Origin of the sequence: Erysipelatoclostridium sp. AM42-17 (assembly GCF_003480255.1) — a bacterium.
In the GTDB taxonomy this organism is placed as follows: domain Bacteria; phylum Bacillota_I; class Bacilli_A; order Erysipelotrichales; family Coprobacillaceae; genus Faecalibacillus.
Genome location: NZ_QUIN01000029.1, coordinates 1 through 13,645, shown reverse-complemented (window position 1 = coordinate 13,645; position 13,645 = coordinate 1). Strand labels below are relative to the sequence as shown.

13 protein-coding genes are annotated in these 13,645 nt (G+C 29.5%); 12 read left to right on the top strand and 1 reads right to left on the bottom strand.

The window, feature by feature from the left end; translation table 11 throughout:
- Nucleotides 1-22 precede the first annotated feature (22 nt).
- The 11 genes from DW911_RS09865 (at nt 23) to rpsO (ending at nt 10,795) form a co-directional block, all read left to right on the top strand.
- On the top strand, nt 23-2,377 hold the full coding sequence (locus DW911_RS09865; RefSeq protein WP_118607761.1) for a glycyl radical protein: 2,355 nt from the start codon (nt 23-25) through the stop codon (nt 2,375-2,377).
- Nucleotides 2,364-3,278 carry a glycyl-radical enzyme activating protein gene (locus DW911_RS09860; protein WP_118432457.1) on the top strand — a complete coding sequence of 305 codons (915 nt, stop codon included), beginning with the start codon at nt 2,364-2,366 and terminating at the stop codon, nt 3,276-3,278. The genes DW911_RS09865 and DW911_RS09860 overlap by 14 nt, the downstream gene beginning before the upstream one ends.
- Before the next feature lie 13 nt (nt 3,279-3,291).
- Nucleotides 3,292-3,972, top strand: a complete 681-nt coding sequence (locus tag DW911_RS09855) for a fructose-6-phosphate aldolase (RefSeq protein ID WP_118432459.1) — start codon at nt 3,292-3,294, stop codon at nt 3,970-3,972.
- Between the two features lie 68 nt (nt 3,973-4,040).
- Entirely contained in the window at nt 4,041-5,183 is a 1,143-nt protein-coding gene (locus DW911_RS09850; RefSeq protein ID WP_118607760.1) for a D-alanyl-D-alanine carboxypeptidase family protein, read from the top strand.
- A gap of 88 nt (nt 5,184-5,271) precedes the next feature.
- Entirely contained in the window at nt 5,272-5,595 is a 324-nt protein-coding gene (locus DW911_RS09845; RefSeq protein WP_118432463.1) for an STAS domain-containing protein, read from the top strand.
- Nucleotides 5,592-6,038, top strand: a complete 447-nt coding sequence (gene spoIIAB / locus DW911_RS09840; RefSeq protein ID WP_118432465.1) for an anti-sigma F factor — start codon at nt 5,592-5,594, stop codon at nt 6,036-6,038. Before DW911_RS09845 ends, spoIIAB begins: the two co-directional genes overlap by 4 nt.
- A complete protein-coding gene (locus DW911_RS09835; RefSeq protein ID WP_118432467.1) occupies nt 6,016-6,741 on the top strand; it encodes a SigB/SigF/SigG family RNA polymerase sigma factor in 726 nt (241 codons plus the stop codon). Before spoIIAB ends, DW911_RS09835 begins: the two co-directional genes overlap by 23 nt.
- A 27-nt stretch (nt 6,742-6,768) precedes the next feature.
- On the top strand, nt 6,769-7,278 hold the full coding sequence (lepB, locus tag DW911_RS09830) for a signal peptidase I (protein WP_233541836.1): 510 nt from the start codon (nt 6,769-6,771) through the stop codon (nt 7,276-7,278).
- Between the two features lie 127 nt (nt 7,279-7,405).
- A complete protein-coding gene (locus tag DW911_RS09825) occupies nt 7,406-9,160 on the top strand; it encodes a phosphoenolpyruvate carboxykinase (protein WP_118432484.1) in 1,755 nt (584 codons plus the stop codon).
- Between the two features lie 73 nt (nt 9,161-9,233).
- Complete coding sequence (locus DW911_RS09820) at nt 9,234-10,235, top strand: AI-2E family transporter (RefSeq protein WP_118432471.1); 1,002 nt, start codon at nt 9,234-9,236, stop codon at nt 10,233-10,235.
- A gap of 293 nt (nt 10,236-10,528) precedes the next feature.
- Nucleotides 10,529-10,795 carry a 30S ribosomal protein S15 gene (rpsO, locus tag DW911_RS09815; RefSeq protein ID WP_118432473.1) on the top strand — a complete coding sequence of 89 codons (267 nt, stop codon included), beginning with the start codon at nt 10,529-10,531 and terminating at the stop codon, nt 10,793-10,795.
- A gap of 86 nt (nt 10,796-10,881) precedes the next feature.
- Here the strand turns inward: rpsO and glmS are convergent, their stop codons facing one another.
- A complete protein-coding gene (glmS, locus tag DW911_RS09810; RefSeq protein WP_118432474.1) occupies nt 10,882-12,705 on the bottom strand; it encodes a glutamine--fructose-6-phosphate transaminase (isomerizing) in 1,824 nt (607 codons plus the stop codon).
- Between the two features lie 341 nt (nt 12,706-13,046).
- Between glmS and DW911_RS09805 the strand changes: the two genes are divergently transcribed.
- Nucleotides 13,047-13,565 (top strand): hypothetical protein, encoded by a 519-nt coding sequence (locus DW911_RS09805; protein WP_118432476.1) that lies wholly within the window; start codon nt 13,047-13,049, stop codon nt 13,563-13,565.
- The last annotated feature ends 80 nt before the right edge of the window (nt 13,566-13,645 follow it).

Genomic DNA, 13,645 nt, shown 5'->3' with positions numbered 1-13,645 from the left:
ACAATAAAAAGGGGAGATGAAAATGGATCATTTGTATCAAACAAAACGTATTTCTTTATTAAAAGATAAAATGTTAAATGCTCCACGCTATGCGTCTATTGAACAAGCTAGAATTATTACTCGTGTTTATAAAGAAAACCCAGATTTATCGATTGCAAAAAAAAGAGCTTTATCTTTAAAAACAGTTTTAGAAGAAATAGAAATTGGTGTTGAACCAGAAGAATTAATTGTTGGTAATCGTACTAAAGGGGTTCGTTATGGCGTTGTTTTTCCAGAAAGTGGTTGCTCGTGGGTTAATCAAGAATTTGAAAGTTTGCCTACTCGACCTCAAGATCGTTTTTTAATTCATGATGAAGATGTTAAAGAATTTAGAGAAAATATTTTTCCATTTTGGCAAGGAAAGTCAATGGAAGATAAAATAAAAAACAGATATGGTAAAGAAATTGACGCGATGAGTAAAGTAGTAAAGATCAATCAAAAGGATCATGCTCAAGGACATATTTGTCCTGATTCATCGTTATGGTTAAAATTAGGTCCGCAAGGACTAATGGATCAAGCCAAAGAAAAATTAAATACATGTCGAGAAGATCAAAGAGAATTTTATGAATGTACTATTATGGTTTTACAAGGAGCATGTACATTTATGCATCGCTATGGACAATATATTGATTCTATTTTAGATAAACAAAGTTTACAAAATCAAGAATCTTTAAAGGTTGTAAGAAATCATTGTTATTTTCTAGCAAAAAATCCGCCTCATCATTTTCATCAGGCATTACAATCTTTGTGGTTTTTATTTGTTATTTTACATATGGAATCCAATGCATCATCTTTTTCTCCAGGAAGAATGGATCAATATCTTTATCCATTTTATAAAAAGGATAAAGAAACAGGGCTTATTGATGATCAACAAGCATTAGAACTTATTGAATGTTTATGGTTGAAATTTAATGAAATTGTGTATTTAAGAAATAAAAATAGTGCTAAATATTTTGCAGGATTTCCTATTGGATTTAATATTGCTATTGGTGGATTGGATCAAAATGGAAAGAGTACTTATAATGAGGTATCTTTACTTTGCTTAAAGGCACAATATCATTTAGGTTTGCCACAGCCTAATCTATCTGTACGATTAAATAAAGGAACAAGTCATAAATTGATGCAAGAAGCAATTAAAGTGGTGGCTAAAGGAAGTGGCATGCCACAATTCTTTAATGACGAAGCAATTGTTCAAACAATGATTCATGATTTAAATATTGAGCCTCAAGATGCGTATAATTATGCTATTGTTGGTTGTGTTGAGTTAACAACTCATGGTAATAATTTGGGATGGTCTGATGCTGCGATGTTTAATTTTAATAAAGCATTAGAATTAACATTGAATCATGGTAAATGTTTATTAACTCATCAACAAATTGGTCTTGATTTAGGTGGGCTAGATACCTATCAAACTTATCATGACTTAGAAAGAGCTTTTAAAAAACAAATAGATTATTTTATTGAAGAAATGATGAAGGCAGAACAAGTAGTTGAAAAAGCACATCAAGAATGTTTGCCAACAGCTTTTCTTTCAACAGTGATTGATGACTGTTTAGAAAAAGGTTTAGATGTAACTCGAGGTGGTGCTAAATATAATTTATCTGGTATCCAGATGATACAAATTGCTAATTTGGCGGATTCGTTGGCAGCTTTAAAGAAATTAGTCTACGATGAAAAAATGATTGATCAAAATGAACTTTTAAAAGCTTTACAAAATGATTTTAAAGGATATGAAGTTATTCAAACAATGTTACTCAATAAAGTACCTAAATATGGAAATGATGTAGCATGGGTAGATAAAATGGGATGTAAATGGGCTGAGTATTTTAGAGAACGGATGAAAGATTATACTAACTATCGTGGAGGACCATATCATACGGGAATGTATACTGTTTCTGCTCATGTGCCAATGGGTGAAAATGTAGGTGCTTCTCCAGATGGTAGAAATGCTCTTACACCTTTAGCTGATGGTGGGATGTCTCCTGTTTATGGAAGAGATTTATCTGGTCCTACTGCTGTATTGAAATCAGTATCTCGTTTGAATAATTCACTTACTACAAATGGTGGCTTATTAAATATGAAATTTTTACCAGAATTCTTTAAAACAGAATCTGGAATGAATAAATTTGAAATTTTATTAAGAGCATTTGTTGATCTTCAAATACCACATATCCAATTTAATGTCGTAAGAAAAGAAGATTTACTTGACGCTAAAGTTCATCCTGAACGTCATCGTTCGCTTACGATTAGAGTGGCTGGATATACTGCCTATTTTGTAGAATTAGCAGGTAAACTTCAAGATGAAATAATTGAAAGGAAAACGTATGACAACATCTAAAGCACTTGTTTTTGATATTAAGCGTTTTGCGGTTCATGATGGATTTGGTATTCGAACAACGGTCTTTTTTAAAGGATGTCCTTTAAGATGCAAGTGGTGTCAAAATCCTGAAGGATTGTCTATAGAAAGAGAACCTATCTATTTTAAAAATAAATGTATTCATTGTTACCAATGCTTAAAGTTAAGTCGTCATGGACAAATAGATAATAAAAATGGAATCATACATATTCATAATCATCACGAATCTTTTGAAGAAATTGTTCAAGCATGTCCAGCAAATGCAATAACGTATGATAGTCAATATTACACGATAGATGAATTATTTAAAAAAATAAAAGCTGACGAAGTTTTCTTTAGAGATGGCGGTGGGGTCACTTTTTCGGGTGGTGAACCATTTATGCAAGGACCGTTTTTAATAGAAATATTAAAAAAATGTAAAGCGGAAAAGATACATACTGCATTAGAAACATCGCTTTATACGTCGTTAGACTTAATTAAGGAAGCTTTACCTTATTTAGATCTTATTTATGCTGATTTAAAAGTTTTCGATGATGATTTACATCAACAATATACAGGTGTTTCAGTTAATAGAATAAAAGATAATTTGAGTTATATTTTAAGGAGCATTCATCGAGATAAAGTGATAGTCAGAACGCCTTTGATTCCTTCGATGAATGCAACTGATGAAAATATAAAATCAATAAGTCAGTTTCTTATTGATTTATATCCAAATGTAAAATATGAGTTATTAAACTATAACCCCCTTGCTTCATCAAAATATGAATTATATAATTTTACATATGGTGTAAGTAAACAATATAAAATGTTTACTCAAGAAAAAATGCAACATTTCTATAATGTTGTTTTACAAACAGGATTAAAAAATTTAATAATAGAATAAGGAGAAAAAGAAAATGGAATTTATTATTGATACAGTGAATTTAGAAGAAATTAAGGATGCAGTAGAACATATGCCAATTGTAGGAGTAACAAGTAATCCTTCAATTGTTAAAAAGACAAGCCCTCAAGATTTCTTTGCTCATATGAAAGAAGTGAGAAAAATTATTGGTAAAGAAAGAAGCTTACATATTCAAGTCATTTCAAAAGATTGTGATACGATTGTTAAAGAAGCACATCGTATTTTAGATGAAATTGATGATCAAGTTTATATTAAAGTTCCTGTTTCATATGAAGGAGTTAAAGCTATTAAAATTTTAAAATCACAAGGTGTTAATGTAACAGCAACAGCTGTTTATGATTTAATGCAAGCTTATATGGCTTTAGCAGCAGGTGCTGATTATATTGCTCCATATGTTAATCGTATTGGAAACTTAGGAAATGATCCAATGGAACTTATTAATGAATTATCTAATCGTATTGTTCAAGATGGTTATGATTGCAAAATTCTTGCTGCTAGCTTTAAAGGAGTTCAACAAGTTAGAGATGCGTTTAACTATGGAAGTCAAGCTATTACAGCACCGGTAGATGTATTAAAAGCCATTTTTGCTAATCCAAGTATTGAAAAAGCAGTGAATGATTTTAACGCTGACTGGTATTCAGTATATGGTGAAGGTAAAGGAATATGTGATTTATAAGAACCTGCGGGTTCTTTTTTTATCATGAAAGTTAAAATTAAACATACAGTATATTGAGGCGATAAAAGATGTTTAAAAAGATATTCTGTAGTTTGGTTGTATCTTTTATGATGATATGTCATGTACAAAAAATAGAAGCACTCTCTTTGATAGAAGATGCATCAAGTGCTATTTTAATTGACTGTGAAAGTCAACAAGTTCTTTATCAAAAAAATGAAACAAAAAAATTATATCCCGCATCAACAACAAAGATTATGACGATGATTTTATTGTTTGAAGCAATTGATCAGCATACCTTAAAATGGAATGATGTATTAACTTGTAGTGAATATGCTTCTAGCATGGGAGGGAGTCAAGTTTATCTAGAGCCTAATGAAACAATGAGTGTCAAAGATTTATTTAAAAGCATAGCCATTGCAAGTGCTAATGATGCTTGTGTTGTAGTTGGTGAAGCCATTGGTGGTAGTCATGAACATTTTGTTGAAATGATGAACAAAAAAGCTAAAGAACTTCAACTGGTCAATACGCATTTTGTTAATGCAACAGGATTACATGATCCTAGTCATTATACATGTGCTAAAGATTTAGCCACAATGGGAGCTTATTTAATTAAAATAGGCGGTAAAAGGTTATTTGCCGTGACATCACTATATGATTCATATATCCGTGAAAAAACAAATAAAAAATTTTGGCTTGTCAATACAAATAAATTATTAAAACAATATCCTGGCGTTGATGGTTTAAAGACAGGCTATACTAAAGAAGCGGGATATTGCATTGTGACAACTTGTAAAAAAAATAATATGCGATTGTTAGGTGTTTTAATGAATGAAGCATTACCCAAACAAAGAAATGAAGATATGTGTAAAATGTTGAATTATGGTTATAGTCATTATCAAAGGAAACAACTCATTAAAAAAGAAACTGTAATTGCTCAAAAAAAAATAAATCACTATATGCATGGTCAAATTGATGTCATTGTCAAAGATAATATCTCATATTTGAAAATGAAATCAGATCATCAAAAAGTAACATGTCAAAAGAAATATTATGATTTAACATTACCTATTAGAAAAGGACAAGTTATTGGAAAGCTTGAAATAAAAAAGGGTTCTCAAGTTTTAGCAGATTATCCTTTATATAGCAAACAAACAATTATAAAACAGAACTATTTTCAAAGAGTCTATGAAATCTATAAAAGATTAATTTAGACTCTTTTGTTTTATTAATTCTAGTTTTGTCGAATCTATTTCTTTTAAAAAAATAAAAGTATATGATACAAAAAAAGGAGATGAAAGGATGGAAAATAAGATCACATATGAGATTGTACAGCACCAAACAGTTATCCATTTTTTTGGTGAAGTAGATATTAATCATGTGGGGTATTATCGTAGTAAGATTCAAACTATTTTTTTATTGGATGATGGTGATGTTATTTTTGATTTCAAAAATACAACTTTTATAGATAGTGCTGGTATTGGTCTAGTATTAGGACGTTTTCAAAGTTTAGAAATGCAACAAAGAAAGTTAAGTCTATGTGCATTGTCTAAAACGGCTTATAAAGTATTTGAATTATCAGGATTGTTTGAATTAATGGATTATTTACAGGAGGTTAAACTATGAAAAATGAAATGGACTTGTCATTTACTGCGAAAATTGAAAATGAGTCTTTTGCAAGGACATGTGTTGCTTCATTTTTGACTCCTTTAAATCCTTGTATTGATGATGTAGTAGAAATCAAAACAATTATTGGTGAAGCGGTGAGTAATGCGATTATCCATGGTTATAACAATGACGGTGTAAGTAAAGTCTTATTAAGTGTTATGATTGAAAATCAACAAACAATTAAAATGATAGTTCAAGATTTTGGTAAAGGAATAAAAAATATTGAGGAGGCTAAAAAACCGATGTTTACTTCTAAAAAAGAATTAGAACATGCGGGGATGGGATTGACGATTATTGAAGCATTGAGTGATCGTTTAGAAATTATTTCAACTTTAGATTTAGGAACAAAATTAATTATGGTTAAGTCATTACAACAATATGATGAAACAAAACACGATTGATTTAATTAATCTTGCTCAACAAGGGGATGAAAGAGCAAAAGAACAAGTTGTTAGTCAAAATTTAGGTCTTGTATGGTCAATTGTTCATCGATTTAAAAACACATATTACGATAAAGAGGACTTGTTTCAAATAGGGTGTATTGGTTTAATGAAGGCTATTAATCATTTTGATAGTCATTATGGTGTACAATTTTCCACTTATGCAGTACCCATTATTATGGGGGAAATTAAAAGATATTTTAGAGATGATGGGTCTATTAAAGTATCACGTTCATTAAAAGAATTAAACTTAAAAATCAATAAGGCACGTGAAGAATTAACAAAGCAATTAGATAGACAGCCAACAATTAGAGATATTGCATTAAAGTTAGATGTTGATGAACAAAGTGTTGTTGAAGCTATTGATGCATCTTATTATCCTACATCATTATCAGAACCAATATATGAAAGAGATGGTTCATCAATATCAATGGAAGAAAGAATTGAAGATAAGCATCATCATATGTGGTTTGAAAAAATGGCTTTAAAGTTAGAAATAGAGAAGCTAGATGAAAAGGAAAAACTTATTTTATTGATGCGTTATAAACTAGAATATAATCAAGAAAAAGTTGCACAGAGATTGCATATTTCTCAAGTTCAGGTTTCAAGATTAGAAAAAAAAATCATTATGAAACTGAGAAATCATTTGAATGATGGTCATTAAATGATATAATACCCACAGGTGATGAATGTGAATGAAAAAGATGATATTTTAAAAGGCTTTTTAGAACTTGTTAGAGTTGTTGTTGTTACTGTGATAGTGACAGTTTTAATTTTACAGTTTGTACAAGTTTCTAAAATATATGGGACATCAATGGAAAATACTTATCATGAAGGGAATATTGTTCTTGTAGATAAGGTTTTTTATAAAAAATCTTCACCTCATTATAATGATATTGTTGTTGTTGATTATCAAAATAGTGGTGATGAAACTTTTATTATTAAAAGAGTCATTGCATTAGGTGGTGATCATATAGAAATTAAAGATGATCAAGTTTATCGAAATGGTCAATTATTAAAAGAAAATTATATTAAAGAAGCGATGGTTAATTGTGATGATTTATCTATTGATGTACCAAAAGGACAAATATTTGTAATGGGAGATAATCGAAATGTATCTCTCGATTCAAGAAGACTAGGATGTTTTAGTTTTAAAAAAGATGTTATTGGAAAAGTGTTTTTTAAGGTTCCGTTTTTTTAAGAAAACGGAACTTTTTTGTAAAAAAATTATTATTTTATTTGATTGTATACAAAATTGTGGTAAACTATTTTTTAATCAATGGGTGGGGGAAGTTTTACTTGTTGAGAGATATAGAAAGGGTGGTAAGATGGCTTACAAATTTAAAATTACAAGAGGTAATGCAATTCTTAATTTTTCAGAAGAATATTGTCAATCACGTTGTGAATTGATTGAAAGTGAATCGTTTGCGCGTGTTTTAAAGGGATATATTCATGATATTAAAAGAAAAGAAACAACAACATATGCTTATTTAAGTGAAGTAAAGAAAGAAAGCATTGAAATTGTTAATGATTTAAGAACTGTATTTAAATTATTATTAGTTATGGGATGTGATGAGTTATCAAAAACTTATCCTGAATTTGCTCCATACTTTAGAAATACTGATGAATTTGCAAAAGTAGTTGAAGATATTTATTTATTCTGGCGTCGTTTACAACGTTATAGTATCGTATATAATGAAAAATCAAGTAAAGGATATCAAAATGTTCAATTTGCTGATGCACAAGTAAAATTTGAAGAACTTGTATTATCAGTATATCGTTCAATTAGAGAAAAATGTATTGGTTATAAAGAACATGTTTTACGTCAAATCACTGCGGGGGTTAATGCTGGTTTACGTGTAACAAATATGCGTTCATTTTTACCATATGAATATCGTAATCTAGATGATATTCCATTTATTGAAACGGTCATTATTCATCCACCATTTATTACATATTCTAAACGTAATAAACGTGATGGTGTTTTCCCTGAAACAAAGAGAAATCCAATTGAGGATTTAAAATTTGATGCAGATCAATGGTTCTGTTATCCTGCTAAAGTTGGCGATTTATTATGCTTTGTATACTTTAATACTGCGTTTATGGCTCAAGGAGTTACATTATGTAACTTATTTGAATTAGCGACAGAAGAAGAATATCGTAATCGTAAACCAGATATGATTTATGTATATGGATACGAAGATGGTAAAAAACATCAATCATTCTATCAAGATGATGAAAATGATATGATGGTTGCTTTACTTTCTGCATGTGATGATTTTGATTATTTTGGATATATGAAGAAAATGATGTTAACATTACATAATGTTAGAAAAATCAATCAAAAACAATTACCAATCCACGGAGCAATGGTAAAGATTACATTACATGATGGTAGTGTAAAAAATATTGTTGTTATGGGGGATAGTGGTGCTGGTAAATCTGAAACAATTGAACAAATTAAAGTGTTTGGTGCAGCCTACATTCGTGATTTAATTACTGTATATGATGATATGGGAGTATTATCATTAGATGATAAAGGTGTAGTTAAAACATCTGGTACAGAAATTGGTGCCTTTGTTCGTTTGGATGATTTAGATGCAGGATATAGTTTTAAAGAATTAGACCGTTCAGTATTTATGAATCCAGATAAAGTAAATGCACGTATTGTTATTCCTATTACTGATTATCGTGATGTTGTAGCTAAACATGATGTAGACATGTTCTTATATGCTAACAATTATGAAGAAGGTGGCGATGCTTTACACTTCTTCAATAATGAAAAAGAAGCTCTAGAGGTATTTAGAGCTGGTAATCGTATGGCAAAAGGAACAACAACTGAATATGGTTTAGTTGGAAGTTATTTTGCAAATCCATTTGGACCAGTACAAAGACAAGAACAAACTGAAATTATCTTACAAGATTACTTTAAACGTATGTTTAAACAAGGCGTTAAAGTTGGTCAATTACGTACTCGTTTAGGAATTAAAGGTAATGAACATAATGGACCAAAAGAAGCTGCTGAAGCAATCTTAAAATATATTACTGGTGATAAAGAATTAAAGAAATTAGAAGAAGAATAATTGTTTAAAAGGATAACTTGTTTAACAAGTTATCTTTTTTTTTATTTTGCATATAATGAATGGGTGATATGAAATGGATAAAAAAGATGATGTTATCCATTTTATTTATTATTTCATTAAATTTTTACTTACATTAGGTGTTATTTATCTATTATTTAAGTACGCATTAGTCTTGCTTATTGGAGCGGTTGTAGCTTATTTGTTAAAACCATTAGTAACAAGAATATGTCAGTATTATTCAATCAAAAGTAAGTTTGTAAGCAACATAATAGCCATCATAATAGTTATTTTTACTTATATGTTAGTTATTTTGTTTTTTATTGTTTTTGTTATTGTATCATTACGCATACTAAGTTGTATGCCATCCGTTATAGATTCTTTATATCAAACGATAGTTATAAAAAAAGAGTGGCTTTCTTTTTTTACATTAATTTATAATTATACGCGTCATTTTTTTGAAAATATTCTTTCTCAACTTGTTTACCAGGTAATGAATTTTGCTTTAGATTTGACAACAGTACTTGTTAAAATATTTTTTTCATTTTTATTTTCAATATTGTTTATGATTGATTTCTCTTATATAAAAAAATGGATGTTAATATTACCATATCATTGTAAGATAATTCATTTTATTCGGATAGGAAAACAGGTCATCTATGCGATGATTAAAACATATGTCATAATTTTTGTTTTTACTTTTTTTATTTTGATTTGTTGTTTATCTCTAGTTTTGAAGAATCATGTATTTTTGATTTCATTTTTTATTTCTCAATTCGATTTTTTACCAATTCTGGGTATTGATATGATTATGCTTCCTTGGATTGCTATATGTTTTATTACTCATGAAATAAAAAAAGGAATTTTTTTAATTATTACGTATGTAATAGTCATCATCATGAAGAATATTATGGAACCTAAATTATTAGGAAATATCACAGGAATAAAACCTAGTATTGTATTTGTTATTATGTTTTTGTTAATGAATTTAGGTGGGATTAAAGGGTTGTTAATTCTACCAATAGTTATGATTGTTTTGAGTATGATAAAAATAGATAGATTAAATAAAAATGGTTGATTGTGCAAAATAGGTGTTTTTCATGATGATTGTTTGTTTGATTGCTGTTTTTGTGATATAAGTTATCATGTATTAATTATCTTGAACGTATAAATTTAAAAGGGGGAAATTAATAAATATGTATAGATTGGCTGGGGAACCAATCGAAAATATGAATTTGAATTCATAGCGACAAAAAGAATTGACAAATTCATTATATTTGATATAATGTCAAAGTCGGCTACAACTAGGATATGCGAGTACTCGACGTATACCTTGGGGTAAGCTAAGTAAAATAACAGGAGGATAATAAAATGTTAACTAAACAAGAAAAACAAGCAATCATGACTGAATATGCTACTAAAGAAGGAGATACAGGATCTCCAGAAGTACAAATCGCTGTTTTAACTGCTGATATCAACAAATTAAATGAACACTTCAAACAACATCCTAAAGATAAACATTCTAACAGAGGTTTATTAAAGAAAATTGGACGTAGAAGAGATTTATTAAAATACTTAAAAAATAAAGATCTTGAAAGATATTCTTCATTAGTTGCTAAATTAGGATTAAGAAGATAATTAATCATAGCTGTCGTAAGACAGCTTTTTAATTAAGAAAATAGCATAAACAAAAGGACCTCTGGAATACACCAGAGGTCTTTATATTATTCAACTGTAACTGATTTAGCAAGGTTACGAGGTTTATCAACGTCGCACCCTTTTAGATTAGCTGTATAATAAGCAATTAATTGTAAAGGTATAGCAACAATGATAGCTTGAAGAATTGGATGAACATCAGGCAATATATATGTTTCACAGACATTCTTTAATTCTTGTCCTTGAGTTGTAAATAAGATAACTTTTGCTCCACGAGCAATTGTTTCTTGAATATTTGAAATTGTTTTTGCAGCTATTGTTGGTTGGGTAGCTGCTGCAATAATAATGCTACCTTCTTCTATTAAAGCAATAGGTCCATGCTTTAATTCGCCGGCCATATAGGCGTCAGCGTGCACATAAGAGACTTCTTTTAATTTTAATGCTCCTTCTAAAACAGAAGCATAATCAAGCCCACGTCCAATAAAATAAGCATCATGTTGATCTTTTAAATAGGTTGCGTAATTTTCAAATGTTTGTGTATCTTTTAAAATGTTTTCAATATATTGAGGCAATGAAGCAATACCTTCAATCAATTTTTTATATTCATCACTTTGATGACCTAATGATTGAGAAACATACATTGCAAGTAAAATAAGGACGATAAGTTGTGTTGTGTAAGCTTTAGTACTTGCTACAGCAATTTCTGGTCCAGCACATGTATAAATCGTATGAGCAGCTTCACGAGAAATTGTAGAACCTAATACATTAGCGACAGCAATTGTAGCACATTGTTTTTCTTTAGCTAAACGAAGGGCAGCTAATGTATCGGCTGTTTCTCCTGATTGAGAAACAAAGATACAAAGTGTTTTTTCATCAACAATAGGATCACAATATCTAAATTCGCTTGCTGCTTGAGTAAATGTAGGAATACCAGTTAGTCTTTCTAAAATATGAGAGCCTACAAGACAAGCATGATAAGCAGTTCCACATGCAATAAAATAAGCTTTGTTGAAGTTTTGGAATTGATCTTTCATATCATCTAATTCTGGTAAAACAATACGATCTAATCCTTCAACACGACCTCTTAGTGTTTCTTGGATAGCATGAGGCTGTTCAAAAATTTCCTTTAACATAAAAGTTGAAAAACCTGCTTTTTGAGCTGCTTCATTATCATAAGGAATTGTTGTCATTTCTTTTTCTATTGGATTTCCTTCTTGGTTGAAAAAAGAAATATTTTCTTTATCTAAAATAGCAATTTCATAATCGTTTAAAAAGTAAACATCTTTGGTATAGTCTAAAATAGCTGGTATATCACTTGCAGCAACGCTTGCGTCTTGAGTTTTACCTATAACTAAAGGACTATCTTTTTTTGTAATATAAACTTTATCTGGATCGATTGTTGAAACAATACACAATGCATAGCTTCCGTCTATTTTATTAATTACTTTTTTTAATGCTGTAAATAAGTCATTTGTTTGTTTGTAGTATAAATCTAATAAATGAACAACAACTTCACTATCGGTTTCTGAATGAAACTGATAACCTTTTTTTAGTAATTCTTCTTTAAGTTCACGATAATTTTCAATAATTCCATTATGAACAAGTGAAATTGTATTGTCGTTATTTGTATGAGGGTGTGAATTCAAATTGGATGGAATTCCATGAGTAGCCCAACGTGTATGTCCAATCCCTACATGTCCTTTCACTTCTTCTTCGCTAAGCAAATATTTAAGATTTTGTAATCTTCCTTTTGCTTTTTTTGTAAATAAACCAAAAGATTCAACTGTTGTAATACCAGCAGAATCATAACCACGGTATTCAAGCTTTTCTAATCCTTGTAATAAAAAAGGTAAAGCTTCTTTTCTACCGCTGAATGCAGTTATCCCACACATATTCAATTTTCCTCCTATAATATAAAATATGATGTTATTTATAAGAGGATACCGAATGAATTTGTTTAACAATCACTTGTTATTTTTGTTCATTGTTCAGGTAGTATCATACCTCTAGACCATCCGCCGAATCTTTCGATAAGTCTAGCCCTCGTCAACTATCATTGATAGTCCTGGCGCTTAATTGATTAACATATCTCTTAAAATAACAACGCTATTATATATAAGATATGTATTTTGTTCAAGAAAAATCTTAATTATGAATAAAAAATGTAATTTATTTCATAATAAAAAAAGAAATTTTAAAAATAATTCCATATATAAATAGTGGAGGGATGAATATGTCAGTAAAAAGTAATTTAAGAGAAATTAGTAAGTCGTTGGAGAATTTAGAAAAAACTGGAATTTATGATGTTGAAAAGTATTCCCATTCATTATTGCATCTTACAAGCCAATTAGAATATTTTTATTGTCATCTTGTTAAAGATGGTGGAGGTGATAGTGATAATACATATTATCGAATTGCACATCGACCTAAGGTACATCAACTAGCATATTTTAATATTGGTAGAGGCTTTCCTAAAGAGTTAATGGATGGGCACTGGTGTTATATTTTAAAGGATATGGGTTATAAAATGCTTGTTGTGCCTTGTACTTCTTTAAAAGGAACAGCATGTAATCCTGAATATGAGATGGATATTAAAATAAAAATGGGGAAACAAATATCAAATAGTAGAATACAGTTAAGTGATTTAAGGACGGTTGATAATCAACGATTAGATTTAAGAAAACCATTTTGTGATGTTTTAACAGATGAAAAGGAAATTAAATCTTTTATTGAAGAACATTTGTTTAAATAAAAAACACCTGTGGTATACACAGGTGTCCAGACTGTTGACAAATTGACTATCGACAGTCTTTTTAAAATTTGTTAGAATAT

What these genes read in the sequence shown, in the direction of transcription:
- DW911_RS09865 (WP_118607761.1), top strand. Translation starts at nt 23, where the DNA reads ATGGATCATTTGTATCAAACAAAACGTATTTCTTTATTAAAAGATAAA.
- DW911_RS09860 (WP_118432457.1), top strand. Translation starts at nt 2,364, where the DNA reads ATGACAACATCTAAAGCACTTGTTTTTGATATTAAGCGTTTTGCGGTT.
- DW911_RS09855 (WP_118432459.1), top strand. Translation starts at nt 3,292, where the DNA reads ATGGAATTTATTATTGATACAGTGAATTTAGAAGAAATTAAGGATGCA.
- DW911_RS09850 (WP_118607760.1), top strand. Translation starts at nt 4,041, where the DNA reads ATGTTTAAAAAGATATTCTGTAGTTTGGTTGTATCTTTTATGATGATA.
- DW911_RS09845 (WP_118432463.1), top strand. Translation starts at nt 5,272, where the DNA reads ATGGAAAATAAGATCACATATGAGATTGTACAGCACCAAACAGTTATC.
- spoIIAB (WP_118432465.1), top strand. Translation starts at nt 5,592, where the DNA reads ATGAAAAATGAAATGGACTTGTCATTTACTGCGAAAATTGAAAATGAG.
- DW911_RS09835 (WP_118432467.1), top strand. Translation starts at nt 6,016, where the DNA reads ATGATGAAACAAAACACGATTGATTTAATTAATCTTGCTCAACAAGGG.
- DW911_RS09825 (WP_118432484.1), top strand. Translation starts at nt 7,406, where the DNA reads ATGGCTTACAAATTTAAAATTACAAGAGGTAATGCAATTCTTAATTTT.
- DW911_RS09820 (WP_118432471.1), top strand. Translation starts at nt 9,234, where the DNA reads ATGGATAAAAAAGATGATGTTATCCATTTTATTTATTATTTCATTAAA.
- rpsO (WP_118432473.1), top strand. Translation starts at nt 10,529, where the DNA reads ATGTTAACTAAACAAGAAAAACAAGCAATCATGACTGAATATGCTACT.
- glmS (WP_118432474.1), bottom strand. Translation starts at nt 12,705, where the DNA reads ATGTGTGGGATAACTGCATTCAGCGGTAGAAAAGAAGCTTTACCTTTT.
- DW911_RS09805 (WP_118432476.1), top strand. Translation starts at nt 13,047, where the DNA reads ATGTCAGTAAAAAGTAATTTAAGAGAAATTAGTAAGTCGTTGGAGAAT.